Genomic DNA, 23,989 nt, shown 5'->3' with positions numbered 1-23,989 from the left:
CCACCGAGTCTGCGGCCGAGCCGCCGCCGCCGACATGTCCCGTGGTCCCGGACCAGGGGCAAGAACGCTGCCCCGGCGGGCAGTACGGCGCGTACCCGGCGTCCGGCGGCGGTGCCCTCCGGTCAGTTGCCTCCCAGCCACGGCCCGAACTCGCTCTCCAGCACCAGGCGGCCGAGTTTGCGGTACTCCCGCACCACCGCGGAGACCACCTGTGCCATGCTCAGCGGCCGCCCGGTCTCGGCGGCCAGGTAGGCCGCGGTCACCGCGCACGCGCGGATGGAGCCGCCGGCGAGCTCGAAGCGCCGCGCGCAGAACTCCAGGTCGAGGTCGTCCGCGCGCGGGATCCGGGGGCCCAGGCAGCGCTCCCACAGGGCGCGTCGCCGTTCCTCGTCCGGCACGGGGAACTCCGCGATGACGTCCAGTCGCCGGGTGAACGCCTCGTCCAGGTTGGCGCGCAGATTCGTCGTCAGCACCGCGATCCCGTCGAAGGACTCCATGCGCTGCAGCAGGTAGGCCGACTCCACGTTCGCGTGGCGGTCGTGGGCGTCCTTGACCTGCGACCGCTTCCCGAAGATCGCGTCGGCCTCGTCGAACAGCAGGACGCCGTTCACCTGCGACGCCTCGGTGAAGACGCGCTCGAGGTTCTTCTCCGTCTCACCGATGTACTTGTCCACGACGGTGGAGAGGTCCACGACGTACAGCTCCATGCCGAGGTCGGCGGCGACCACCTCGGCCGACATCGTCTTGCCGGTGCCCGACGCGCCGGCGAACAGGGCGATCACCCCGCGCCCCCGACCGCCGCCCGGCCGCATCCGCCACTGGCCGAGCACCCGGTCGCGGTGCTTCGCGCGCAGGGCGAGTTCGCGCAGCTGGCGCGCGGTGGGTTCGGGCAGCACCAGGTCGTCCCACCCGACCGCCGGCTCGATCCGCCGGGCCAGGCGCGCGAGTCCGGCCCCGTTCTGCGCCCGCACCGCGGCCCGCAGGTCGTCCGCGCTCACCGAACGGCGCTCGGCCGCCGCCGTCCTGGCCGCCACATCGGCGGCTCTGGCCACCTGGTCCGCGTCCAGCTGGTACGGCGCGAGGGCCTCAACCAGCTCGCCGCTCAGCGCGGCGTGCGCGCCCTCGCCGGTCCCTTCTCGCGAGCCGCTCAACGCGCGCGCCCACTGCTCGGCGCGCTGCCCCGGGTCCGGCGGCGGGACCGCGATCACGACCGGGCTCTCCGGTGCCCAGGCCGGATCCCACGCGTGGCTGCCGTACGTGATCAGCGGAACGCCGGCGAGCTCCACGCACAGCTCGCGCAACAGCCGTGCGCGCTCGGGGCGTTCGGGTTCGATCCGGTCCAGCGGGCCCAGCACCACGCCGCTGCCGCTCAGCCGCGCCTCGCGGGCCAGCGCGCGCACGGTGGCCTCCGGGGGGCGGGTGGCGAGCGCGGCGACGTCGAGGACCAGCGGGCGGCAACCGGTGCCCGCGAGGGCGTCGACCGCCAGCCGGCCGGCGTTGCCGCCCTGGTCCAGCAGGTGCACCAGTCCGCCACCGTTCGACGCGGCGGCGCCGATGCGGCGGGCCGGCTCTTCGGGCAGGCCGGCGCCGGCCCGGCTGACCCGGACCAACCCGCGCAACGCGCTGTCGAGTTCGTCGTCGCCGAGCAGGTGGGCCGTCACCCGGTCGGGCACCCGCAGGCCCCGGGAGAGCAGCGGGCGCTCCGGCTCGGTGATCTCCAGGAGTCCGCCAGCGATCAGCGGAGCCTGCGCGGAGAACCGGAAGCGGCCGGCGCCCGCCCCCGGCAGGCCGCACAGTTCGAGCGCCAGCCCGATGGTCGGCCGGCGCAGCGTCAGGTCGTCGTTGAGGTAGCCGTAGAGCCGTTCGAACCGGCTGTCGAGGTCGGGGGCGATCGACACCAGCAGGAGTTCGAGGTCCACCGGGAGCAGGCCGAAGGCGCCGGCGAGCCGCTCGGTCCGCGACCCGGGCGGCGGTTCCGGCGGGTCCCCGAGACCTGCGCCGGCGTAGCCCGTCGCGGCAGGGGCCGCCAGGATCCGCTCCACCGCCTCCGGGGTGAGGTACTGGCCGCGGTACGGGTCGTCCGGGTCCGGATCGTCGGCCCTGCGCTCGCGGACGGCGGCCCGCACCCGCTGCTCGACGCGGCGCAGCCGGTCCCACAGGTGATCGAGGTCGAGCGCCGGCGCGCTCTCGACCACCCCGACGTGCGGGGTCACCGCTGCGGACCGCCGCGCCGCCGGCGACCGGGCGGCAGCGGACGGTCCCGGGGCGCCGCGAAGCCCTCCGGGCCGGGATCCGTCCCGCCGCCGCGAAAGCGCAACCGACGGCTGTCGCCGGCTGCGTCGCCCTCTGACTGGCCGTCTGCGTGGTCCTCGCCGGGCCCGCCGCTCGCCCCGCTCGTGTCGGTGGCGCGCAGTGCCAGCCCCTCGGTGACCGCGGGCCCGGCCGGGCTGCGCTCGCCGGCCAGCGGGGCGAGCACCCTGAGGTCGATCGAAGGCCTCAACTCCCCGCCCAGGCCTGACCAGACGTCGGACACCGACGGCAGGCCCTCGCCGCGCCCGGAGGTCTCGAGCCGGACGCCGAGCCCGAGTTGGGCCAGGGTGCCGGTGAGCAGCCGGGCGGGCAGCTCGGGCGCGGCGGTCAGGCAGCGCAGCACCTCCGAGAGCAACCGGTGCTCGTCCTGCGGTCGGTTGGTCCACGCCGTCACCAGGTAGGCCAGCTCGAACCAGCGGGGCGCGGTGCGCCAGGCCGCGACCAGGCCGTCCGCGTCGTACTCGGCGGCGGCACCGGACTGCCGGCGGGCCACCTGCTCGCGGATCGCGTAGAGGAAGACGCTGACCGTCGGAGCGTTGCGCCGCGCGGCCCAGTCCCGGCTGGGCGAGTCGAAGACCAGCTCGACCCCGCCCTCCTCCAGGCCGCTCTCGGCGAGCAGCAGCCGCAGTGCCTCGTCGACCTCGTGGATCACCGCCGTTCCACCTCCCCCGGCGGGCCGATGCTGCCGGCCACCACGAGGAAGGGGCAGGTCACCGGCGAGAACCCGGGACCGCTCGCGGTGATGGTCCGTGGACCCGTCTCGTCCTTGGGCAGGATGAGCAGTTGGCCCGCGAAGGTGCCGTCGGCGGCCGGGTGGGTGGGCGCCGCGGCGGCGGTGATGCCGGGTTGCCAGGTGAACGTCACCGGCGCGCCCGGTGGGAAGTCCACGCCGCGCACCGAGGTCACGAACCCGGGCCTGCCGATCGGCGGCACCGCGACGATGCGGGGCTGCAGGATGCGCAGCGGGGTCCGCGCCACGTGGTCGCCCGGGTGGGCGTCCGTGCCGGTGGTGGTCAGGACCGCGGTGATCGTGGTCTGCAGGGCCGCGACGGGTGACAGCACCACCTGCACGACTTCGCTGCCGCCCGGGGACAGGTCGCCCAGCACGCAGGCACCGCCCGAACAGCCGGCAGGCAGCGGCTCGTTGGGGACACCCGCGGGCAGGCCGAGCGACAGGCGCAGACCGGTCGCGGGCGCCTGGCCGCTGTTGCGCACCGTGTAGGTCAGGGTCACGTGGCCGCCGACGTATCCCGGGTTCGGCTGGGCGCCGATCGACACTCCCGGGCCGGCCTGCGGCAGGGGTGGCAAGGGCTGCGGGGACGGCGAGGGCTGCGGTGGCGGGGAGGAGGGCGGTGGCGATGTGGGCGGCGGCGACGTGGGCGGCGGTGCGGCCACGACGGGGACGACGGTCTGCGCCGCCTCGTCGCCGGGGTTCGGGTTGACGACCGTCCCGGCGACCGACCAGCCGAACGGTTGATCGCCGACCTGCGTGCCGATGACCGTGGCGGTCACCTGGACGCTCTGACCCGGCGTCAGGGTGCCCAGGTCGCAGCGCAGGGCCCCGGCATCGCACTGCCCGACCGAGGCGGTCAGCCCGCCGAGCCGGGCGCCGGTCGGCGCCGTCGCCGTCAGGACGGTGCCCGGCGAGGGAGCGGGTCCCTTGTCGGTCACGGTGATCGCCACGGTCGTGCCGCCACCGGGAGACACCGGGGGCGTGGTGGCCGGCGCGCTCAACTTCAGGTCCACCGACTGCTGGACGCTCGGCTCCTTCTGCCGCCCCGGCAGCCGCCAGTCGACGGGGGTGAGCTTGCCGGTGGCGAAGTCGTAGACCGACAGTCCCTCCGGCGAGTTCGGCGCCAGCGCCCGGCGGGAGGTGACCACCAGGTGCGAGCCGTCCGCCGTCCAGGCCGCGTCGCGGGGCTGGAACGGGCCGGTCTCGGAGGTGTCCGGCAGCGGGCGGCCGCAGGCGCCCGGGTCCTGGCTGAGCCCGGCGGGCAGGATCACCGTGCAGCCGGTGCCGGTCGACGAGGTGACCACGATGCCGTCCTGCTGGTTGAACCCGCCGTCACCGCCCTTGCGGTTGAACGCGATGTGCTGGCCGTCCGGCGAGACCACGGGGCTGTCGTCGATGACGTCGCAGGCGCCCGGACACGCCGTCAGGCTCAGGTCGGTCTGCTGGTCGAGCGCGGCGGCGGGCACGGTCCAGATGTGCTTGTTGCCGGCGTTGCCGTTGATCACCTCGGTCCTGGTGAAGGCGATCAGCTTGCCGTCCGGGGACCACGAGGGCTCGGCCTCGGACGCCTGCGGCTGGTCGGCCGGCGGTTCGACGGTGCCGACGATCGCTCCCGTCGACACCTGCGCGATCACGATCCGCCCCGGCCCGGACGCCGCTCCGACACCGCCGGGAGAGGTCCGGGTGAAGGCGATCAGTTTGCCGTCCGGTGAGAAGGCCGGGTCGGTGTCCCAGTCGTTCGGCCCGCGCCCGGCGAGGTTCATCGGCTGCGGATTCGAACCGTCGGCGCCCGCCAGCCAGATGCGTTCGATGCGGCCGGCCGGCGAATCCTCGAAGCGGGTCACCACGATCTGCCGACCGTCCGGCGTGTAGCTCTGCCGCTCGAACCACGGGTCGTACCCGGCATGGGGATTGAACAGCGGGTCGGCCGCAGGGTCGGGGTTGGTGTTGGTGTCGGCGGCCGGGTCCTCGCTGAGCACGCTGATGCCCAGGTCGCGCGGGTCCGTCCCGTCGGGAAGGACGTCCTCCACATCGGCCACGTGGGCGGTGGCCGCGGTCGTCTGTCCCACCACGGGCCCGCCGCCGGTCTGGGTGCCCAGCCAGGTCGGCGTCTCGATCAACCGGTCGTCGCTGTAGAGCGGTTGGGGCGGGGTGCAGGAACAGGTCGGGGCGCGGTACACGTGCTGGATCGCCGTCAGCGTGCCGTCGGACAGGTTGGGGCTCACGAAGAGCACCCCGCTGCCGTCGGGCAGCCAGGCAGCCGATCCGCTCTGCCAGGTGGAGCCGGTGCCGGGAAAGAACGCCCGGTCGCCGCCGGTGGGCGAGGTGAGGTGCAGCTGGGGACCGGTCTGGCCGCCCTGGTCCCAGGTGTAGACGATCTGGTTGCGGAGCGCGTCGCTGTTCACCGGATTCCACGCCGGGTCGATGGCGCTGCCGGTGGTCACGTCGGTGATCTGCCTCGCCGCACCACCGGCCAGCGGCATGACGAAGACCTGGATGTGCGCCGGGTCGGCGTCGCAGTCGTAGGCGACCCACTGGCCGTCGGGCGAGACCGTCGGATGCGTCTCATTGGACGAGGTGTCGGTCAGCCTGCGCAGCCCGGTGCCGTCGGCGTTGACCACCCACAGGTCCCGCTGGGGATTCCCGCCGCTTCCGCCGGGCTCCAGCGCGTCGAACACGACGGCCTTGCCGTCCGGGGTCAGCGTCGGGTCGGCGGTGTCCATGCCGGTGGTGAGCTCGTGCACCCCGCCGGACGCGTCGCGCAGGTACACCTGGGGCAGTGGGCTGTCCCGCAGGCTGGTGAAGACCAGCAGGCTGCCGCGGGCCGAGGGGTCCACGTCGAAGTGGACGGGACCGAGCCCGAACAGTGGTGTGCTCGACGTCGCACCCGTCACGCGCGCCAGGCTGCGGTGGTCCGTGCCGGCGAAGACGGTCCGCCCGGCGGCCGGCGCGGCCCCGGCGGCCACCGGGGCCCGGCCGTTGCCCGGCCCGCCGGGGTTCGCAGTGCCCAGCGTCAGCACGGCCGCCGCCACGGACAGCAGGACCGCGACGGCTGCTCGTGCCGAGCGCCGGATGGAGCGGGGAGTACCGGGGGCGGGAGTACCGGGGGCGCCGATCACGCTCAACCTCACAGACCGAGAAGGGCGTTGCTCCCGGCAGTCTCCCCGGCCCGGGTGGGCGGGGACAGGCCCCGGATACCCGAGCCGGGGGTAACGGGCGGTGTCCCTGAGGGCAATCCGCCGCTGCGCCACCGGCTCGGATACGGCTGCGCTGCGGGCTCAGATCAGGCCGTGGCGCATGGCGTACCCCACCGCGTGGGCGCGGTTGCGCAGTCCCAGCCGGGTGATGATCTCGTGCAGCACGTTCTTGACCGTGCGTTCGGAGTAGGCGGTCTGCGCGGCGATCTCGGCCGTGTCGAGACCGTCGGCGACCAGCCGGAGCATCTCCGCCTCGCGGGTCGACAGGGTCGACAGGGACAGGCCCCGCGGGTCGAGCATGCTGCGCTGGAGGCTCCCGACCCGGTCGAGCAGCGTGCCGAGCAGGTCCCCGGGCATCACGCCCTCACCGTTGGCCAGCGCGGTGATCAGATGCACCAGCCGGTCCTGGTCGGCCTCCGACCTGCGCAGGACGGCGGTGACGCCGCACTCGATGATGGTCTGCAGCCCGCCCGCCTCGAAGTGGCCCACCACCAGCCCGGTCCGGCTCGACGTGCTGAGGCGCAGCCGGCGCAGGCGTTCGGTCACCGCCTCGTTCAGCGTGTCGACCACCATCAGGGAGACCTGGGCCCGCCCGGCCTCGCCGTCGCTGAGCAGCTCCACCTCAGGGCGCTGCCGCAGCTGATGCACGACACCGGTCTGCAGGATGATGTCCTCCGCGTACAGCGCCACCGGCACCCGGCTCGGCTTGACGCGCACCTCGGCGGCCGCGGCGACCGCGGGGATTCGGGCATGGCCGATCCGCGTCGCCACGGCCGCCTCATGGGTTGTCTCGATCGACGTCATCAACTGTTCCGTTCTACCTGTGCGCCGCCGGTGGACTTGTGGTGCGGACGACTGGACCGCCACGTCACGGGGTCGGGCCTGAAGCGTGCCTGAGCGCGTGGCGACGGCGTCGCCGGGCAGCACCGGGTCTGCTCTCGCGGGCAAGGCGCGTGCCCACGGCTTGCCCGCGCGTCCCTCTGCGCGGGGTGTCCGGCGGTCCTACCGTCGCGGTATGACCACATCCGCCGAACTCGGCCTGCCCGCGCTGACGGTGTCGCCCGGAGGCGTGGTGACGACGACTCTGACGGTACGCAACGAGACCGACATCGTGGAGGCGTACGCGCTGGAAGTGGTCGGAGCCTGCGCCCCGTGGACGACGGTCGAGCCGGCCCGCGTCTCCCTCTACCCGGGCACCTCCGAGACGGTGACGGTGCGCCTCGCGCCGCCCCGCTCCCCCGACGTGCGGGCCGGCGAATTCCCGCTCGGCATCCGGGTGTTGCCCGCCGAGCGCCCCGAGCTCGTGACGGTTCCCGAGACCACGGTGACCGTCACGCCCTTCCACGAACTGCGCGCCGCGCTCGCACCCCGCCGCCGCCGCGGCTGGCTCCGCGCGCGCTACCGCGCCTCGGTGCGGAACCTGGGGAACGCGGTCACCACGGTGACGTTCACCCCCGGCCAGGCCGGCGAGGACCTGCGCTTCCGGGTCGCCCCGGACCGCGTGCGACTCGAACCCGGCGAGTCGGCTGAGGCCGGAGTCCGGGTCCGCACCCGCAGGTTGATCTGGTTCGGCAAGCCGGTCACCCGGGCCTTCGAGATCTCCGTCGGCCGGGCCGCGGCCGCCCCGGCGGGCGAGGCCACTGCCACTGCCACTGCCACTGCCACTGCCACTGCCACTGCCACTGCCGACGAGCAGGGCGGCCTCTCGTCGGCCGACCTGCGGCAGTCGCTGAACGGTGAGTTCGTCCAGCTCTCGATCTTCCCCAGGTGGCTGCTCGTGCTGCTCGCGGCGCTGATCGCGCTGCTGCTGGCCTGGTTCGCCCTGGTGCGGCCCACGGTGCAGAGCTCCGCGAAGCAGGCCGCCCAGCAGGCCGTCGATCAGAAGGCCTCGGCCTGGCCGAGTCCTCCCGCCGGCACAGCCCCGACGGGCTCGGCCGGCGGGAACACGGGCGGCAAGCCGGGATCCGGACAGCCGAGCGGCGGCACCGGCGGCGGCCCGGCGGCAGCCGGAGGTGGAGCCGGCCAGCAGAGCTCCGCCACGATCGACGTGCAGACCGCCGGCGGCGCCGCCGCGGTGGGCAGCTACCAGGTGCCGAAGGGCAAGGTCTTCGGCATCACCGACATCGTTGTCGCCAACTTCCAGGGCGACCAGGGGCTGATCACCATCAAGTTCGGCGATCAGACGATCACGACCATCGCCTTGGAAACCTTCCGCAACCAGGACTACCACTGGGTGACTCCCATCGAGGTCTCCGAGGACCAGACGGTGACGGCGAGCGTGACCTGCCAGCAGCCGGGCACGCCTGCCTCGGGGAAGCAGGCGTCCGGATGCCACGAACTGCTCAACGTCAGCGGAGAACTGATCGATACCAGGGGCTGATCCGAATCGGCGTCCAGGGCATCCCTCCCCCCTCCGGGCAAACGGGCAGCGATCGGCGAGCAGCGGGCAGCTGGTCCGCACGTCCCGGGCGCTCCTGGGGAGTCGCCCGGCCCCCTTCGGCGGGCGGTCGGTTCATCCGCGCAATCACCACTGCCCCTTCGCCCTCACCCTTACACCGAAGGCCTGCCGATACGTGGCCCGGTGACGTGGGACTGCCCGCGCGGGGCAGCCGGCGTGTCCTCTGCGAACAGCGAAGTCTGCCCTTTGGGCGCGTGGCTGACGTACAGTCATCCCAGGTGTAGCGTAACGATGTTGCCCGTCCAGGGCGGTCGCGAGAGCCGCACCGCACAGCGAGTCGTGCTGAGGACGGACGCGGAAGTCTGATCGGCGGTCAGGCCACCCGGGTCAACCGGCGTACGACCAGCGGAGCGGCAGGCCGAGCTCAGCGGCCAGGTGGTCGGTGATCCGCTCGTGCAGGTGCCGCATGTCGGTGAGCAGCGGGTCGAGCACGGTGGCGTCGGCGCCCTGCTTCGCGGCGGCGTCCAGGCGGCGGCCGAGGGTGCGCAGTTCCGCGAGTGCCATGCTCTGGTGGGGCTTCATCAACTGGTCCTCTCGATCAGGGCGGTCGTCTGCTGGTACCGGGAGCTGGTGCGCGTCCAGTCGGTGAGCGCCTGCCGGAACCGGTCGAGCGCGAGTGCGAACCTCACCGTGTCCGCAGACAGGGGCGCCGGATAGCGGCCTGCGAGGTCGGCGATGGCATCGGCGCGTACGGCCATGAGCAGCCACGCGAACCGGTGCTTCTCCGCTTCCAGTTGCTCGCGCACCCGCCGGCGGGCCTGCTCGGCGGACAGCCCCGTGGAGCGGGCCAGGGCGTCTTGCGCGGTGAAGGTGTCACCCTGGCCATTGGCCGCGAGGTCGTTGGTCAGGGTGCCGATCTCCGAGAAACAGCTGAGCAGCGAGTTCACCGGCAGGGATGTCCAGTCGGGAGTGACGCACTGCAAGGCGAGCTCGGTCCACATCGCCGCGAGCAACATGCCACCGTCGATCGGCCGCAACGTCACGTACTCCCGCAACGTCGGCGTACGGCACGGGCGGACATAGCCCTCCAACTTGTCCGCCGCCGCATGAAGCCACGCGTCCAACTCGGCCGTGTAGCGCGTCCACCAGCCCTCCGGCATCACCGCCCGAGTCCGCTCGACCAGGTCCGCGAGCGCCCGCACGGCGGGGTGGTCGCCTGGCTCGGCAGGCTCCCCGTCCAGCACATCGACCAGCCGCGCGACGAGCACGCTGACCACCTTCAGCGCCGCGTCGCGCAGTTCCGTGTCGAACACGTCATCGAGCCGCCACACCAACAGCCCCCAACACGCGGCCAACTCCAACGGCTCTCCGGTCGAACCCCGCCACCCGGCCAGGAACAGGGGTACGTAGCCGTGCTCCAGATATCCGAGCGGGTCATGGTGCAGCGCATGCCGCTCCAGGAAGGCATGGACGGCCCGGTGCAGGCCCGGATGCCGGGTGTCACTCTCAATCATGCCGCCACCGCCGCATACTCGGCGCATGCAACCACGGCCCACGCGAGCTGCCCTGGCCCGGATGGAGGCGTCACAGCATGGCTGGCAGGCACGAAGACACTGCCCTCCGCTCCACAGACGATGCAGGCCGCCGCATGCAGCTGAGCGAGGGTTACGAGCATCCGCTGAGGCGCTGAGCCCTCAGGGTGATACTCCGCCACAGCAGCGGTGCGCATCCGGTCCAGGGCACGCCGTAGCAGGCACGCATCCACCAGAGCGCCCGGATCGTCCGGATCGGGCGGGACGATCCAGAATGGCCCGGGCAGCCCCAGCGTCGTTCGGCCCGGCACCGTGACGAACGAACCAGCCGCCAGCAGGCGCTCATGGGTCCATGACAGCGGCGAGGAAAGTGGGATGAGGAAGTACATCCGGGGCCGGCCGGAGCTGTCCCAGATAACCGGGCCGAGGCGCGGTCTTGAAGGCTGGTCGAGGATTTCCAAGGCTGCAAGGCCGATGTACTGAGGGACGGCGACCGCGTCCCAGAACTGGCCGGCCGCAACGGCCTCAACCGTGCCCTCCGGAGGAATCCATCGCGCGGTGGCGCGCTCCATCACGTGCACTGCTGCTCCTGACTGGTGGTCTGCCAGTAGAAGCGTGCCGGGCTGCAAGGAAGCCAACTATCACGACTTGGTGATAGTGGGTCAGATCCCTAGCTCTGCCTCGTCCCGTTGCCCAGCGCGGGCGGCCAGGACCGCTGATCCGAGGTGCAGTTGCCCGGTCACGGCTTCCCTCTCAAGCCCGTCGGCGGCCTGAGTGGCGAGCTGTCTGCCGGCCTCCGCGATGCGCATCCCAGTGCGGTACTGGCCGGCCCGCAGGTAGGCCAGGGAGCGCAAGTATTGGCGAGTGCTGGCACTGACAGCATCGGATGCCCGTTCGGATGCCCAAGCCATGCGGTCCAGGGCGAGGGCCGAGAGGTCATGGAATCCGAGCTTATGGGCGATGTCATACGCGGAGCGGTAGGCGCTGGCTAGGGCCTGCCACAGGCGATCGTCTGGGGCCGTATAGGCGGCGCTCGTAATTTCGGCGATCAGGCCAGCGAGCTCTGCAGCGACAGTCCGCAGGTCGCCACCACGGATCAGGCCGCACATACGATCCGCATCCGCCGTCAGCTGCTGGATCGAGCGAATCGGCAGGTCAGCGTCGGCACCGAGGTCAAACAGGTCCAGGGCCTCGCGAATCGGCTGGATCAACCCGTCCAGCTGGTCTTGGCAGAGCGCGTCCAAGTATGGCTGACCGGTGAGATCAGCGACCGACACCGACAGCGCCCGTGCAAGCGTGGCGAGAACTGGAGGGCTCGCCGGCTTGTCGCCCTGCTCGATCTTGAACATGAGGCTGTAGCTGATGTTCGCTCTGTCGGCGAGGCCTCGCTGGGTGAAGTGGCGAACTTTGCGGAACGCGGCGATACGGGCGCCGACGCTGTCAGGATCTGGATTGGCCATGGCGGATCCCCTGGTCTGACTACCGAGCGCTCTGACGATACCCCTGAACGTGGTCGCCGTGATCCAAATCTCGTACTGTCAACAGCATGCCGACTGATCGAGTGCTCTATCTGTTGGGGTCCGCAGCACCGCCCGTGCTCGACCTCGCACCAGTTGTCGAGCAGGCCCAGGCCGATGGGTGGAGTGTGTGCCTGGGGTTGACGCCAACGGCGGCCGACTGGCTGGCTGGTGACCTCGCCGAGCTGGAGCGCCTCACCGGCCACCCTGTACGCAGCCGCCACCGACGCCCGGGCGAGCCCGATGTCTGGCCTCCGGCTACGGCCGCGCTGCTGGCACCGGCCACCTTCAACACCCTGAACTCGTGGGCGCTTGGCCTCACCTCCTCGTTCGTCGTCGGCTTCGCAGCCGAGGCCATCGGGAAGAGGATCCCGCTGGTGACCATGCCGTGCGTGAACTCTGCGCTCCTCGCGCATCCGCAGTTCGAACAGAGCATCGCCGTGCTCCGGTCCGCAGGCGTGCGCGTCCTGCTGGGCGACGACGGGTTCGTGCCGAACACGCCTGGCCAGGGCAACCCGCGCGCGTATCCATGGAACGCGGCACTGGCCGCGGTTCGTGATGCGATCATCTGATGCCATGGTCGAGGCAGGCGAGTGAATCGTCTGCCGGGAGGAGATCACGTGCCGATCGAGGCCGAACTGAAAGCCGTCGTCCGCGACCCCGAAGCGGTGATGGATCAGCTGGAGAGCTGATGGATGCGCCGAGAGTCCGGGCCGATCGCAGCTCCCTCGTAGGGGGTCTCACGAAGGCTGGCGGTAAGGCCCGCAGCCTCGGCGAGGTGCATGTGCGCGACACTGGCATCGCGCATCCGGCCCGCGACGACCGCAGCACGCATGTGGAGAGCCCCGATGGCCGCCTGCAGTGGTTCGGTGGCAGCCGGAGCCGCGTCTACGGCTCCCTGCAGCGCCCGCAAGCCGACCGGGAGTATCCCGCTCGCGAAGAACACCTCAGTCCGAACGTAGGCGGCCGTCGCTTCGAGGGCTCGGTCTTCGGAGCGTTGCTGCTCGGCCGCTGCCAGGATCGCCCGGTCCAGCTCCGGGTTTCTCGGCCGCCCTACAGGACGCGCTGTGACAGATCTCACTCCGTACCCTCCTGGCGGGCATCATATTCTGACGGTCCATCAGAAGGTAAACAACCCCAGGGACTTCCATGACCGCCGACTCGATCCCCTCGACCGCAGTCGTCCGCGTCTCACGCGGCAACTTCGATCCCGCCCGGTTCCCGGAAGTTCAGGCGGCGACCGCGGCGATCAGCGGCTTCCTGATTCCGGCCATCAAGGCACTGCCCGGCCTGATCAGCTACCACTGGGCGACCTCGCCCGACGGTTCCCTGGTCAACGTCAGCGTCTGGGAGTCCGAGGAGCACGCGGAGCAGATGAGCCGGCTCAAGGAGATGACCGTGGATGCCCGGGCGATAACCGAGAAGGCCGGCGTCACCTTCATCCCCATCGTCAACTACCCGATCGACTGGACCATCTGACCGCTCCCAGGGGGTATCGGGAACTGTCGCGCTGGGCACCGATCGGCTGACCGGCAACGCCTGCATACGGTGTCCGATAGGTCCGCGGGGTCCGACAGGTCCGCCACGACGGAGACCGTGCGGCCGCCGGGCCGTGCGGCGATCTCCGCCTCAACCGCGCGGAGCTTGTCCGGGTCGCGGCCGCCGAGCACGACCGTGCCGTGCTCGGCGAGCCGCTGGTGGGTGTGGTGTTGCTCATGCCTGCTTCTTCCTGACGTTCGGTCAGCTCGTGTTCGCTTCGGGACGGTGGTCCCGGCCAGCACGCGCCAGACGGCGGCGAAGGCAAGCCGATTGTGCGACTCGGCCTCGGCCGGTTCGCGGATCATGGCGTCGATGGCCTCTTCCGCTGTCGCGTTGGCCAGGGTCAGGTCAGGCAAGATGGCTGTCGTAGTGCTCCTGAGCGGCGAGGAGCTCGTCTCCGTGCCGGCCGAACCAGCGGATGAGATCGGTCAGCGGTCCGGCCAGGCTGGTGCCGAGTTCCGTCAGGCTGTAGGTGACCTGGGGCGGGTTGGTGGGCGCGACCTGGCGGGCGACAAGTCCGGCCCGGGCCAGCGCTTTGAGGTTCTGCGACAGCATCTTCTGGCTGATGCCACCGACTCGCGCGTGCAGCTGCGCGAAGCGGTGCGGGCCGGCGATGAGGGCCGACACGATCAGCGTCGCCCAGCGGCTCGTCGTCTGATCGATGATCGGCCTGAGCGGGCACTTGTTGTCGAAGGTGTCATGGGCCAGGAGCCTGGCGGCCGTCGCGACCTGCTCTGTTTCCAACATGCCAGCAGCTTACAAAAAAGTATGTACTTCCCAATAGTAATCAGCTTTCCTACGGTGACTTCTGCACGCACCAACGTTCCAAGGAGTCACTGTGAGCAGCAACAACGCACGTACGGCGATCGTCACAGGTGCATCGAAGGGCCTGGGCGCGGGGATCGCCCAGGCCCTGGCCGAGACCGGCACAGCCGTCGTGGTGAACTACCGGACGGATGCGCAGGGCGCCGAGCGAGTCGTCACGGGCATCACCGCCAACGGCGGCCGGGCGATGGCGGTCCAGGCGGACGTGGCCAGCAGCGACGACGTGCGCCGTCTGTTCGACCGGGCGCGCGAGGCGTACGGCCCGGTCGACGTGCTGGTGAACAATGCGGCCGTCGTCAACTTCGCACCGCTGTCGGACATCACCGAGGACGAGTTCCAGCGTGAGATGACCACGAACCTCCTGGGCACCATCCTCACCACCCAGGCCTTGGCCGCGCAGGACGACATCGCGGCCGCGTCGATCATCAACGTCTCGACGGCCGGCACGGTCACCCACCCTCCGTACGCCTCGCTCTACGTCGCGTCCAAGAGCGCCGTCAACGCCTTCACCATCGTTGCGGCCAAGGAACTGGGCCCGCGCGGCATCCGTGTCAACGCGATCATGCCCGGCCCGTCGGACACCGAGGGCAGCAGGGCCATGGGATACGCCGGGTCGGATCAAGAAGCGCAGGCGATCGCCGCCACTCCCCTGGGCCGCACGGGCACCCCCGACGACTACGGCCCGCTGGTGGCCTTCCTGGCCTCCGACGACGCGCGCTGGATCACCGGGGACGTCATCCTCGCTTCCGGTGGCATGCGCTGACGCCCTGTTCTTCAGGGGCGCCGTTCTTGTCCATGTCCATGTCCGCGTCCGCGTCCGCGTCCGCGTCCGCGTCCGCTACAGCGTGCCGCGCAGGCGGGTTGTCGCTGGCACAACCATGGTTGCGATCTGCAGACCTTCCTTGTTCTCCGCAACGCCCGACCGTAGGTTCATGCCTGCCCCGGATGGCCAGCCCGCGCCTCGCGCCACCGTCCGCCCAGAGCTACCGCGGGCCACTGAACATCTGATGACAAGGAACTGACATGGCAACGACGCCCGTCGGCGAACGAACGACCCCGCCCCAGCTCTCCGTTGCCGATCGCGACCGCAAGCGGCTACTGCTCAAGCTGAAGCTCGCCACCCAGATCGGTGAGGGCCTCGACGGCTACATCATCGGCGGCATCGGCATGGCCCTCGCCGCGCTGACCACCGCCCTGCACGTCTCCACGCTGTGGCAGGGCCTGATCGGCGCCTCCCCGCTGATCGGCATCTTCGTCGGCGGCCCGGTCTTCGGCTGGCTGGCCGACAAGCTCGGGCGGCGCCCGATCTTCCTCATCGACATGGTGGTCTTCCTCATCGGATCGATCGCCCAGTTCTTCGTCGTGGACGGCGTGCAACTGTTCGTGATCCGGCTGATCATGGGCATCGCCATCGGCGGCGAGTACGCGATCGGCGCCCCGCTGCTCTCCGAGTACGCCCCCAGCCGCAACCGCGGCCGCCTGCTGGCCAGTCTGGAAGTCAGCTGGTACGTCGGCTACATGGTCGCCACCATCGTCGGCGCGGCCCTGGCCGACGTGAACGGCGGCTGGCGCTGGACGCTCGGCAGCAGCGCGATCATCGCCGTGGCCTGTCTGGCGCTGCGCGGCGGCGTCCCGGAGTCGGCGCGCTGGCTGCTGAGCAAGGGCCGCCGCGCGGAGGCCGAGGAGCTGATCGCCAGGTACGGCATGGAGATCGACGTCGAGGCCGAGGTCGCCGACGGCGAGACCAAGGACAGCTTCCGCGCCCTGTTCAGTCGCGAGCACATCCGCAGCACCGTCTTCTCCAGCGCCTTCTGGGCCTTCCTGGTGCTGCCCTACTTCGCGATCGGCACGTTCTGGTCGAAGGTCTTCGACGCCCTCGGTCTGGGCAGCGACGCCACCATGGCGCTGCTGGTCTACTCGGTCACCGCCGTGCTGGGCGTCGCCCTCGGGACCGCGGTCGTCGACCGGATCGGCCGCCGCAAGCTGCTGATCCCGCCGTTCTGGATCACTGCGGCGAGCCTGGCGGTGGTCGCGCTGTGGCCGAGCTCCACCCCGGTCGTCGTCATCGGCTTCCTCTTCTTCATCTTCCTGAACGCCATGTCCAGTGCGCTGACGGCGGTTTACCCACTGGAGGTCTTCCCGACCTCCATCCGGACCACCGGCGTGGGCTTCGCCGCCGCCATGAGCCGCGTCGGCGCCGCCATCGGCACCTTCCTGCTGCCGATCGGCCTCAACCACTTCGGCGTCCAGTTCGTGATGTGGACGGGCGCCGGTGTCCTCGCCCTCGGCGGCCTGATCTCCCACTTCCTGGCCCCGGAGACCACCCACCTGGACCTCGCCCAGGCCGCCCGCACCGCGCGCTCGCACAGCTGACGCACGTACCGAACCGGGACGGCACGGACCGGGACGCCCGCCGTCGCGACAAGCCTTGTCGCGACGGCGGGCGTCGTTTCGCGCGAAGTCGTGGGCGGTGCCGCGGAGATGGCGGCCGGGGTCCGAGCCGGAGTATGAGGTCGCGCAGATTGGCGTGGCGATCTGCTTCGAGCTGGTGGTGAACTTCGGTCGCGCATCACCGACCTGATCGGCAGTCAGCCCGCGTCGGCCTCCGCCCTCCACATGGAGCGGAGCTGCCCGCCGAGATCGCCGGCCTGGCGGAGCCCCGCCCGGTAGGCCGGTTCCCAAGCCGCCAGGTCGCCCGGGTCCGAGCCGAAAGCGCGGACCGAGGCCGGATCGGGGCCGATGGTCACCACGCTGTCCGCCCCCACGGCCGCCAGTTGCTGGTCGAGTGCCTCGCGGGGAAACAGGTGCGCCATCGGCTCGACCACGACCAGTGTGCGGGCGCCGGCCGCGAGGTCGGCGTTGGTGCCCGACCGCAGCGCGCCGTCCATGTACCGCCGGCCGTCGATGGCAACGGGCGGCGCGGCCCCGGGGAAGGCGCTGCTCGCCGCCACCGCGTGCACCAACGGCACGCCACTGGCGCGGTCCCACACCGCGGGCTCACCGGTGGTCGCGTCCACGGCGGTGATCAGCAGTCGCCGCTCCGGCCACGCGTCCGCACCGATCAAGGCGGCGCGCCCCGCGATCAGCGCCTCATCGGCCTGGGGGTCGGTGCCGTCGAGCGCGAGCCGGCCGACACGGCGCCTGGCCTCGCCGGGATCCAGACTGCGGTCGCCCAGCACGGCGAACACCGCGCCCATCCGCGCGGGGTCCGCCTTGAGCCGGTGAGCGGGCTGGCGATGCGAGGTCGCGAGCCGCCCCGGGTCCTGGCCGGTGGCGAGCAGCGCGCCGACGATCGCGCCGGCCGACGTGCCGACGATCAGGTCGGCCTCGCCCAGATCCACGCCGTCGCGGCGCAACCCGTAAGCCAGCCCGGCCATCCAGGCCGTGCCGACGTGACTTCCGGGGCCCAGCACGAGTGCTCGGTCGAAGGTGTGCACAGTGGTCTCCCCTCGTTATTGAAACAGTCGTACCATATACTCGCTGACGCTGTTTCAATTCCGAGCCGCTGAGAGGAGATCCACCGTGGGGCGACCCGCAGATCCCGCCCGGCGCGAGCGCACGCTGGCACGGGCGACCGACTACGTGCTGACGCACGGGCTGGCCGGGCTGAGCCTGCGTCCGCTGGCCACAGCCCTCGACACCAGCCCCCGGATGCTGCTCTACGACTTCGGCAGCAAACAGGAGTTGGTCGCCGCGGTCCTCGCCGAGGCCCGCCGCCGAGGTGCGACACGCCTGGCCGAGCACCTTCCGGCGGCGACGGGCTCCGTGCAGGAGCGGCTGCGCGGCATCTGGGCGTGGATCAGCGCGGACGAACGTGCACCGTTCGTCCGGCTGTTCTTCGAGGTGCACGCCGACGGCCTGGTCCACCCCGAGAACTACCCCGACCAAGGCCAGGCGATCACCGACTGGTTCGACACTCTCGGTGCCACGTTCCGGGACGTCTCCACCGGTCCTGACGACACCGTCACGCCCACGTTGGTCATGGCCGTCATCCGGGGCCTGCTGTTCGATCTCACGGCCACCGGCGACCGCCACCGCACCGATCGTGCGCTGGACCGCTTCGCCGAACTCCTGGGGCACTGAACGAACGAGAGGCGCGGGGCCACGCCCGGCCGGCACCAGTCAGGCGGGGACGGACCGGTCCATCGCCAGGCACAAGACTGCGGGCTCTCTCGCCTTGAACCGATCAGTCAGTCGGCGAAGGTGCCGACCAGCCGCTGCGGGGTGATCCTGACGACCACCCGCACCACCTCCGGCGGCAGTTCCAGGTACTCTTCGCCCGCGCCAGGCCCCTCGTACTGCTCGGCCAGTGCGACGGCCAGCTTCCGGCCCAGGTCCTCGGCCACCGTCGCGGTACCGCGCACCTCCAGGTATCGCAGCGGGTCGGCCCGGTCGTAGACCGTCAGGCTGACCCGCGCATCGCGCTCCACGTTGGTGACCTTGCGGCGACCGGCTGCCGACGAGAGCAGCAGGTCGTCGCCGTCCCGGCCGACCCAGACCACCGAGGTCTGCGGGCTGCCGTCGGGGTTCACGGTGGCCAGCACCGCGGGATTCACATCGTCAAGAAGCCTGCGGGCGGCATCATTCAACTTGGTCGTCACGCCCGCGACCCTAGCCAGGTCGTCGGCCGGTGTCGACCGACATGAATCCCCTGCCGGCGCACACAGGACACCTCGCCGACCAAGAGCACAAACGGCAAGACCCGGGCTGCCGCCAAGCGGCTGTCAGCCGAGCAGCTCCGATAGATCGCAGGCGCCGTGGAAGGAAGTCCGGTCCGTCCAACTCCGCTACTGGGGGAGCTGGTTGGTGGCGCTCAGTACGTCGCCCTGGAGTGGTGACCGCGTCGCGCGTCGGAGCGCGCCGACCGCCGGGTCGGCGAGGGAGACGGTGAGCGTGTAGGGCGCCGGGCCGGTGATGGTGTTCGTCGAGTCGATCGGCGGGCTGAGGCGCTGCTGGACGGCGAGGGCGTCGATTCCCGGGCAGAGCGCCTGGGCGGGGAGCGTCACCTCGGCGGTTGCGCCGTCCGGCGACCCGATGTTGATCTTGCCCTGCGGGGTGTGCGCCGTGCCGTCGCCGAGCTTGACCGGCAGGTCGTACGCGCCGCCGACCAGCCCGTCGGGGCCCTCGATCTCCACGGCCACGCCCTGCGGACCCAGCGGCGGGGACAGCTCCAGCGACCGACTCGCGCCTGGTCCGAGCAGGAGATCGATGGTGAAGTGCCCGGGATCCCCGGGCGAGTCCTGGGAGAACCCGTAGGATCCGAGGGCGAGTTGCGGTCCCGCCGGCGGGGTGTCGGACCGCCCGTCGACGAAGGCGATGGCGGCGGGGCCGGCGGGCGCGGAGGTAACCGTCTGGGCGAAGCGGTGGAATCCCCGCATGCCGCACTTGCTGCCATCGGAGGTCCCGCCGCCGCTCAGCGCGACATCCGTCGACGGACGCGGTGAGCCCGGCGCGTGCGAGGGCAGAACGTCCTGCGGGGAGTCGCCGAGGGAGAGCAGGCCGCTGCCCGGCCCGATGCCGATGGCCACGACCGTGGCGGCGACGGCGACCGCGATCAGCACCCCTGAACCGAGCTTTGACGCGAACCCGGCCCGCTTCGTACGCGGGCGGGTCGGGCCGGGGGCATCGAGTGACCAGCGGCGGCCGCCCGGATCCACCGGCGGCTCCAGCCGCCAGCGCGCCGCGAGTATCCGGGTGCGTGCCGCCGGTTCCTTGACGTCGGCGCCGCGAACGAAGTCCTCGTCCAGGACGAGCCCGTCGAACGGGTCCGCGACTGTCGGCTCCGGCTCCTCGGAGGGGCGCGGGTCAGGGTCTTCAGCTATCGGCACCGCGTCAGTATGCCGGGCCGCCCTGACGCCCTGACCAGCGAGGTGCCCTGGTTCCGGTGCGCCGTGGCGGGTGCGGCATGATCAGTTGGCGACGACGAACAGGGGAGCGACGATGACCGTGGTGCTGTGATGCTGGCTTCGAACTCCTCCGGCGCCGCGTACTGCTCACCCCGTGACCGTCACGCTCCTGTGTCTACCGGGCCGCTGCCACCGCGTCGGTGTACAACTCGGTCGTGAGGTCGTCGTCACCAATCCCCAGGTCCTGGAGCGCCGCGCGCACGACGGTGAGCGCTGGCACCAGATCACGCTCATCCCCTGCCATGGTCTCCAACTCCAAGAAGGTCCCGTCGATTTCGGGCACCCGCACCAGGGTCGCCAGCAGCTCGCGGCCGTGCCGCGTGCTCGTGTAGTTCCTGCAACGCTTCTCGAACGCGATGCGTGATACGAACCCCAGGCCGCGGACGATCGCGTGGGCGGCGGCCTCGTCGTCGACACGAGTCTCGTGCTCAGGCTTTGATCCGGACGCGTCATCCACCCGGGCGCCCTTGTAGGTGAGGACAGTGTGCGTGTCACTGTCGCTGTGCACCGTGCGAATCCGCAACTCCCGGTCTGCTCGCATCAACGAGCCGTCCGGCGCGTCGTAGTAGGTGTCCCGGTAGACCTGCGCGCGCCCGTGCCCCCAGTCGCGTTCCAGCTGATCCATCACCGCTTCGGGGTCGCGGACGACGGCCTTCAGTTCGGCCTCGATCGGCACGTGATCTCCTCTCCTCAGACGATTCGCTCGCCTGCGTCGACCATGGCATCAAACATCCGGCGAGGTGGCAGACAGCCGGCGCCACCGTGCTCGATCCGCTGCTCGCCGACATGCGGCAGGTGAACGAGGGGATCACCGCCCACCTGGCCGCCGAGCTCGGCCAGCCGCCACGCCGGGCAGCCGCTGCGTGGACCGCGAAGGACAGTGGCCGCCGCGGCGCTCCGCCCCACTGGCTGACCAGCGGGGCGGAGCAAGAAGCCAACAGCGCCCGGGCTCGCGACAGTCGGGGGCGCGGGTGGCATCCTCGCCACGCGGCTGGGGGGTCAGGAGACCTCGGTCTCCTTGGCCAGCCGGAAGTCCTGGCCGGCGAGTTCCTCATAGAGCTTGACCGGGATCATCTCCCCGGACAGGTCGCCGTAGCGGGCCTTGGCGCGCCGGTAGATCTGCTCGACCAGCGCGGACAGCTCGGTGGAGACGCCGATGTCACGGCCCAGGTCGACGGCCAGGCCCAGGTCCTTGCAGGCCAGCACCATCGCGAACGACTCGTCGTAGTCGCCCGACTCGAGGATGCCCATCATGTCGTTCTCGAGGAAGTTGGACGCGGCGGGGCTGGCCAGCAAGGCGGAGCGCAGCACGCCGAGGTCGACACCGGCCTTGACGCCCATGGCCAGCACCTCGGAGGTGGCGACCAGGTGGGAGAACCACAGCTGATTGATCATCAACTTGACGGTGTAGCCAGCTCCTTGGCCACCCACGAGCATGACCTTCGGCGGGTCGCCCAGCACCTCGAAGAGCGGCAGCGCGCGGGCGAAGTCCGCCTCCTCGCCGCCGACGAATATCTGCAGGGTGCCGGTGCGGGCGCCCTTGGCCATCCCGCTGACGGGGGCGTCGAGCATCCGCAGACCGCGAGGGACGAGAACCTCCTCGATGACCCGCCGGGCTGCGGCCGGCGTGGAGGTCGACATGTCGATCCACAGCGCGCCGTCGGGCAGCGCGGCGGCGGCGCCACCGCGCAGCAGCACGTCCTCCACGATGCGCGGGTTGGGCAGCATGGTGATCAGCACATCGGCCTCGGCGGCGCAGGCGGCCGGGCTCGCCGCCCAGGTGGCGCCGAGGCCGACGTGCTGGGCGGCGCTCTCCTCGCGGGCGTCGTGCACGACGACCGGATAGCCGGCCTCGATGAGGTTGCGGGCCATGTGACCGCCCATGTTCCCGAGTCCGATGAATCCGATCCGCATGGTGTTTCCTCGCTGCTGTGTGAATGGCTACTGCTGCGTGAATGGCTGGTGCTGCATGACGGGTGGTACTGCGTGACGGCTGGCTCAGCGGCCTGCCCCGTCAGGGGCCGAGGCCGCCAGCTGCTCGGCGCTCGGGGTGTAGAACGGGTTGGCGGGGCCCGACTTGGCGGCCGCGAGCACCTCGTCGACGCTCGGCAGCGACCGCACCGCGGCGACGACCGCCTGGTAGGCGGCGGTCCGCTGGTTGCGGAAGGACTCGTCCAGGTCGTCGACCTGCGGGTTGACCCAGATCGCCGCGATGATCAGCAGCTCCTCGACCTCGGCCGCGGGGATCAGCCCCTGCGCGACGGCGTCGCTGACGCCGGCGGCCAGCCCGGCCTGGGCGGAGCCCCAGGTGGCGTGCTGGTGCAGTTCGCCGGCGGCCTCCGCCTTGTTCACGAACAGGGTGAAGGGCTTGACCGGGACGGAGGGGCGGACCACGGTGACGAACGGCGCGTAGCCGGCGCTGGGCGAGGCCAGCGCGGTGGCCCAGGCGCCCTCGACGGGACCGCCACGACGGCCGAGCACGATGTTGGTGTGGGCCGCGTTGTTTCCCTGGCCGACGAAGGACTCGCCGATGAGGGCGGTGCGGGCGAAGGTCATGCCGGAGCTCCTAGACAGACGGGCGGTACGGGCGGTACGGGCGGTACGGGTGGCATCCGCGTGGCGCGGGCAGGCCCGCGCGGGGCGTACCCGACCCGGTCGCGGGACGGGCAGCCGAAGTCGGCCGGGGGTCGGCCCAGTTCAGCCGAGGTCAGCCCACGTCAGCCGGCGTCGGCCAAGGGCACCCCGCAGGACCGGTCGGCGCCGGCCGCGCAACCGTGGTTCGGACGTGCTCTGGAATCTAGGTCCGCCCGGAATCGACCGGCAAGGCTGCGCGGGCAATCGCAACCACGGTTGTGCTGGCGACAACCGGAACCGTCACGGTCGCCCAGGGACGGTGACCGACGGAGCCGCCTACCCTTGGCCTGTGCAGCCATCTCCCACCCCCAGCGACGCGAGCGAGGGCGGCGACCTCGAGAGCCTGCCCGCGCCCCGACCGCCCGCGCCCCGACCGTCCGCGCCCCGACCGTCCGCGCCCTCAGCCGCGCCGTCACCCTCGCCCGCAGCCTCGCCCCCGCCGTCGGCCGCCCCCGATTCGCGCGGGCCGGCGAGCGCCGGGCATGGGCGCGGTCTTCGCCGTGACGTCGAACTGCTGGAGGCGCTGGCCTCCGACGAGGCCCGCGCGAACGGCGGCGGTCTGGGCGTCGTCAAGATCGCCCAGCTGGTCGGCCGGGACAAGGGCCAGGTGTCGCGGGCACTGCGGTCCCTGGCGGAGGACGGCATCGTGGAGCGTGACCCCCTCACCCTGGAGTACCGGGTGGGCTGGCGGCTGTTCTCACTGGCCGGGCGGACCTACGAGCAGCGCCTGTTCAGGGTGGCCCAACCGCTGGTGCAGGGCCTGGCGGTGGACCTGGAGGAGACCGCGCACCTGTGCGTGCTGCGCGACCGGCAGGTGCTCACCCTGCTCTCGCTCTCGGGGCACTCCTACCGCGCCCACGACTGGGAGGGGCAGTGGGTGCCGGCCGCCTGCACCTCCTCGGGGCGCGCGCTGCTGGTGGACGCCACCCCGGACGAGCTGTTCGTGCGCTTCGGTACCGAGCCGGACCTCTCCCCGGGGCGACCCGCCTCGCCCGTGCACACCCTGCCGCAACTGTGGGCGGAGCTCCAGGTGGTGCGCCGGCGCGGTTGGGCCGAGGAGCACGAGGAGTTCGAGCCCGGGCTGGTCGGAGTCTCCGCGCCGGTGCGGGACTTCCGCGGCCGGGTCATCGCCGCGGTCAACGTCTCGGGGCCGAGCGAGCGGCTGGGCCCTCGGCTGACCGAGGCGGGCCAGGCCACCGCCCGGACCGCCGCCGAGCTCTCGACCCAGTTGGGCTGGCTCCCGGACGACCGGCGGACGACCTACACCCGGTGAGGCGGGCCCGCCTCACCGGGCAGTCGTCGCATGGGTGGTTGTCGGAGAAGCAACCATTGTTGCGATCTTGGATGTTGCCTTGTCCGCTTCGTCGCGCCCCTCGTAGATTCGGCCTGACACGCGAG

The 23,989-nt window shown here is 71.5% G+C and carries 23 protein-coding genes; 7 read left to right on the top strand and 16 right to left on the bottom strand.

Annotation, left to right across the window (positions count from 1 at the left end; all coding sequences use genetic code 11):
• Positions 1-122 precede the first annotated feature (122 nt).
• The 4 genes from P3T41_RS28735 to P3T41_RS28720 all read right to left on the bottom strand — a co-directional run bounded on the left by P3T41_RS28735 (position 123) and on the right by P3T41_RS28720 (position 7,044).
• Entirely contained in the window at positions 123-2,213 is a 2,091-nt protein-coding gene (locus P3T41_RS28735) for an ATP-binding protein (RefSeq protein WP_280693457.1), read from the bottom strand.
• Positions 2,210-2,962, bottom strand: a complete 753-nt coding sequence (locus tag P3T41_RS28730; RefSeq protein ID WP_280693456.1) for a DUF4255 domain-containing protein — start codon at positions 2,960-2,962, stop codon at positions 2,210-2,212. Before P3T41_RS28730 ends, P3T41_RS28735 begins: the two co-directional genes overlap by 4 nt.
• Positions 2,959-6,162: a hypothetical protein gene (locus P3T41_RS28725; protein ID WP_280693455.1), complete on the bottom strand. Its 3,204-nt coding sequence runs from the start codon at positions 6,160-6,162 to the stop codon at positions 2,959-2,961. The genes P3T41_RS28730 and P3T41_RS28725 overlap by 4 nt, the downstream gene beginning before the upstream one ends.
• Before the next feature lie 159 nt (positions 6,163-6,321).
• Positions 6,322-7,044, bottom strand: coding sequence for a LuxR C-terminal-related transcriptional regulator (locus tag P3T41_RS28720; RefSeq protein ID WP_280693454.1), 723 nt, complete (start codon positions 7,042-7,044; stop codon positions 6,322-6,324).
• Positions 7,045-7,255: 211 nt separating this feature from the next.
• Here P3T41_RS28720 and P3T41_RS28715 point away from each other — a divergent pair, with 211 nt between their 5' ends.
• Positions 7,256-8,620, top strand: coding sequence for a hydrolytic protein (locus tag P3T41_RS28715; protein WP_280693453.1), 1,365 nt, complete (start codon positions 7,256-7,258; stop codon positions 8,618-8,620).
• 405 nt (positions 8,621-9,025) lie between these two features.
• Here P3T41_RS28715 and P3T41_RS28710 read toward each other — a convergent pair whose 3' ends face one another.
• The 4 genes from P3T41_RS28710 to P3T41_RS28695 form a co-directional block, all read right to left on the bottom strand.
• Entirely contained in the window at positions 9,026-9,220 is a 195-nt protein-coding gene (locus P3T41_RS28710; RefSeq protein WP_280693452.1) for a hypothetical protein, read from the bottom strand.
• Entirely contained in the window at positions 9,220-10,194 is a 975-nt protein-coding gene (locus P3T41_RS28705; protein WP_280693451.1) for a terpene synthase family protein, read from the bottom strand. The genes P3T41_RS28710 and P3T41_RS28705 overlap by 1 nt, the downstream gene beginning before the upstream one ends.
• Positions 10,149-10,751: a hypothetical protein gene (locus P3T41_RS28700; protein WP_280693450.1), complete on the bottom strand. Its 603-nt coding sequence runs from the start codon at positions 10,749-10,751 to the stop codon at positions 10,149-10,151. The genes P3T41_RS28705 and P3T41_RS28700 overlap by 46 nt, the downstream gene beginning before the upstream one ends.
• An 81-nt stretch (positions 10,752-10,832) precedes the next feature.
• Positions 10,833-11,630 (bottom strand): helix-turn-helix transcriptional regulator, encoded by a 798-nt coding sequence (locus P3T41_RS28695; protein WP_280693449.1) that lies wholly within the window; start codon positions 11,628-11,630, stop codon positions 10,833-10,835.
• An 86-nt stretch (positions 11,631-11,716) separates the two neighbouring features.
• Here P3T41_RS28695 and P3T41_RS28690 point away from each other — a divergent pair, with 86 nt between their 5' ends.
• Together P3T41_RS28690 and P3T41_RS28685 are read left to right on the top strand one after the other, a co-directional pair.
• Positions 11,717-12,259 carry a flavoprotein gene (locus P3T41_RS28690; RefSeq protein ID WP_280693448.1) on the top strand — a complete coding sequence of 181 codons (543 nt, stop codon included), beginning with the start codon at positions 11,717-11,719 and terminating at the stop codon, positions 12,257-12,259.
• Between the two features lie 577 nt (positions 12,260-12,836).
• On the top strand, positions 12,837-13,166 hold the full coding sequence (locus P3T41_RS28685) for an antibiotic biosynthesis monooxygenase (RefSeq protein WP_280693447.1): 330 nt from the start codon (positions 12,837-12,839) through the stop codon (positions 13,164-13,166).
• Here the strand turns inward: P3T41_RS28685 and P3T41_RS28680 are convergent.
• Together P3T41_RS28680 and P3T41_RS28675 are read right to left on the bottom strand one after the other, a co-directional pair.
• Positions 13,142-13,582, bottom strand: coding sequence for a hypothetical protein (locus tag P3T41_RS28680; RefSeq protein ID WP_280693446.1), 441 nt, complete (start codon positions 13,580-13,582; stop codon positions 13,142-13,144). The genes P3T41_RS28685 and P3T41_RS28680 overlap by 25 nt on opposite strands.
• Positions 13,575-13,973, bottom strand: coding sequence for a helix-turn-helix domain-containing protein (locus tag P3T41_RS28675; RefSeq protein WP_280693445.1), 399 nt, complete (start codon positions 13,971-13,973; stop codon positions 13,575-13,577). Before P3T41_RS28675 ends, P3T41_RS28680 begins: the two co-directional genes overlap by 8 nt.
• 91 nt (positions 13,974-14,064) lie before the next feature.
• On the opposite strand from P3T41_RS28675, the gene P3T41_RS28670 reads away from it, so the two are divergent.
• Together P3T41_RS28670 and P3T41_RS28665 are read left to right on the top strand one after the other, a co-directional pair.
• Positions 14,065-14,814, top strand: a complete 750-nt coding sequence (locus P3T41_RS28670; RefSeq protein ID WP_280693444.1) for an SDR family oxidoreductase — start codon at positions 14,065-14,067, stop codon at positions 14,812-14,814.
• 260 nt (positions 14,815-15,074) lie between these two features.
• Positions 15,075-16,424 (top strand): MFS transporter, encoded by a 1,350-nt coding sequence (locus P3T41_RS28665; protein ID WP_280693443.1) that lies wholly within the window; start codon positions 15,075-15,077, stop codon positions 16,422-16,424.
• 215 nt (positions 16,425-16,639) lie between these two features.
• On the opposite strand, the gene P3T41_RS28660 is transcribed toward P3T41_RS28665, so the two are convergent.
• Positions 16,640-17,488, bottom strand: coding sequence for a patatin-like phospholipase family protein (locus P3T41_RS28660; protein ID WP_280693442.1), 849 nt, complete (start codon positions 17,486-17,488; stop codon positions 16,640-16,642).
• 85 nt (positions 17,489-17,573) lie between these two features.
• On the opposite strand from P3T41_RS28660, the gene P3T41_RS28655 reads away from it, so the two are divergent.
• Positions 17,574-18,134: a TetR/AcrR family transcriptional regulator gene (locus tag P3T41_RS28655; protein ID WP_280693441.1), complete on the top strand. Its 561-nt coding sequence runs from the start codon at positions 17,574-17,576 to the stop codon at positions 18,132-18,134.
• Positions 18,135-18,241: 107 nt separating this feature from the next.
• Here the strand turns inward: P3T41_RS28655 and P3T41_RS28650 are convergent, their stop codons facing one another.
• The 5 genes from P3T41_RS28650 to fae all read right to left on the bottom strand — a co-directional run bounded on the left by P3T41_RS28650 (position 18,242) and on the right by fae (position 22,513).
• A complete protein-coding gene (locus P3T41_RS28650) occupies positions 18,242-18,652 on the bottom strand; it encodes a PPOX class F420-dependent oxidoreductase (protein ID WP_280693440.1) in 411 nt (136 codons plus the stop codon).
• A gap of 186 nt (positions 18,653-18,838) precedes the next feature.
• A complete protein-coding gene (locus P3T41_RS28645) occupies positions 18,839-19,879 on the bottom strand; it encodes a hypothetical protein (RefSeq protein ID WP_280693476.1) in 1,041 nt (346 codons plus the stop codon).
• Positions 19,880-20,072: 193 nt separating this feature from the next.
• Positions 20,073-20,633: a class IV adenylate cyclase gene (gene cyaB / locus P3T41_RS28640; protein ID WP_280693439.1), complete on the bottom strand. Its 561-nt coding sequence runs from the start codon at positions 20,631-20,633 to the stop codon at positions 20,073-20,075.
• 323 nt (positions 20,634-20,956) lie between these two features.
• A complete protein-coding gene (locus tag P3T41_RS28635) occupies positions 20,957-21,871 on the bottom strand; it encodes an NAD(P)-dependent oxidoreductase (RefSeq protein ID WP_280693438.1) in 915 nt (304 codons plus the stop codon).
• 84 nt (positions 21,872-21,955) lie between these two features.
• Positions 21,956-22,513 (bottom strand): formaldehyde-activating enzyme, encoded by a 558-nt coding sequence (gene fae, locus P3T41_RS28630; RefSeq protein WP_280693437.1) that lies wholly within the window; start codon positions 22,511-22,513, stop codon positions 21,956-21,958.
• Between the two features lie 367 nt (positions 22,514-22,880).
• Between fae and P3T41_RS28625 the strand changes: the two genes are divergently transcribed.
• Entirely contained in the window at positions 22,881-23,864 is a 984-nt protein-coding gene (locus P3T41_RS28625; RefSeq protein ID WP_280693436.1) for an IclR family transcriptional regulator, read from the top strand.
• Positions 23,865-23,989 lie beyond the last annotated feature (125 nt).

The sequence above is a fragment of the Kitasatospora sp. GAS204B genome, from assembly GCF_029892155.1.
GTDB lineage: Bacteria > Actinomycetota > Actinomycetes > Streptomycetales > Streptomycetaceae > Kitasatospora.
Note: the sequence above shows the minus strand (reverse complement) of the source record. Positions and strands in the feature narration are given on the sequence as shown.

Excerpts from the sequence above, each read along its gene's own strand:
- P3T41_RS28720 (WP_280693454.1), bottom strand. The coding sequence starts at position 7,044 with ATGACGTCGATCGAGACAACCCATGAGGCGGCCGTGGCGACGCGGATC.
- P3T41_RS28715 (WP_280693453.1), top strand. The coding sequence starts at position 7,256 with ATGACCACATCCGCCGAACTCGGCCTGCCCGCGCTGACGGTGTCGCCC.
- P3T41_RS28710 (WP_280693452.1), bottom strand. The coding sequence starts at position 9,220 with ATGAAGCCCCACCAGAGCATGGCACTCGCGGAACTGCGCACCCTCGGC.
- P3T41_RS28695 (WP_280693449.1), bottom strand. The coding sequence starts at position 11,630 with ATGGCCAATCCAGATCCTGACAGCGTCGGCGCCCGTATCGCCGCGTTC.
- P3T41_RS28690 (WP_280693448.1), top strand. The coding sequence starts at position 11,717 with ATGCCGACTGATCGAGTGCTCTATCTGTTGGGGTCCGCAGCACCGCCC.
- P3T41_RS28685 (WP_280693447.1), top strand. The coding sequence starts at position 12,837 with ATGACCGCCGACTCGATCCCCTCGACCGCAGTCGTCCGCGTCTCACGC.
- P3T41_RS28675 (WP_280693445.1), bottom strand. The coding sequence starts at position 13,973 with ATGTTGGAAACAGAGCAGGTCGCGACGGCCGCCAGGCTCCTGGCCCAT.
- P3T41_RS28665 (WP_280693443.1), top strand. The coding sequence starts at position 15,075 with ATGGCAACGACGCCCGTCGGCGAACGAACGACCCCGCCCCAGCTCTCC.
- P3T41_RS28635 (WP_280693438.1), bottom strand. The coding sequence starts at position 21,871 with ATGCGGATCGGATTCATCGGACTCGGGAACATGGGCGGTCACATGGCC.
- fae (WP_280693437.1), bottom strand. The coding sequence starts at position 22,513 with ATGACCTTCGCCCGCACCGCCCTCATCGGCGAGTCCTTCGTCGGCCAG.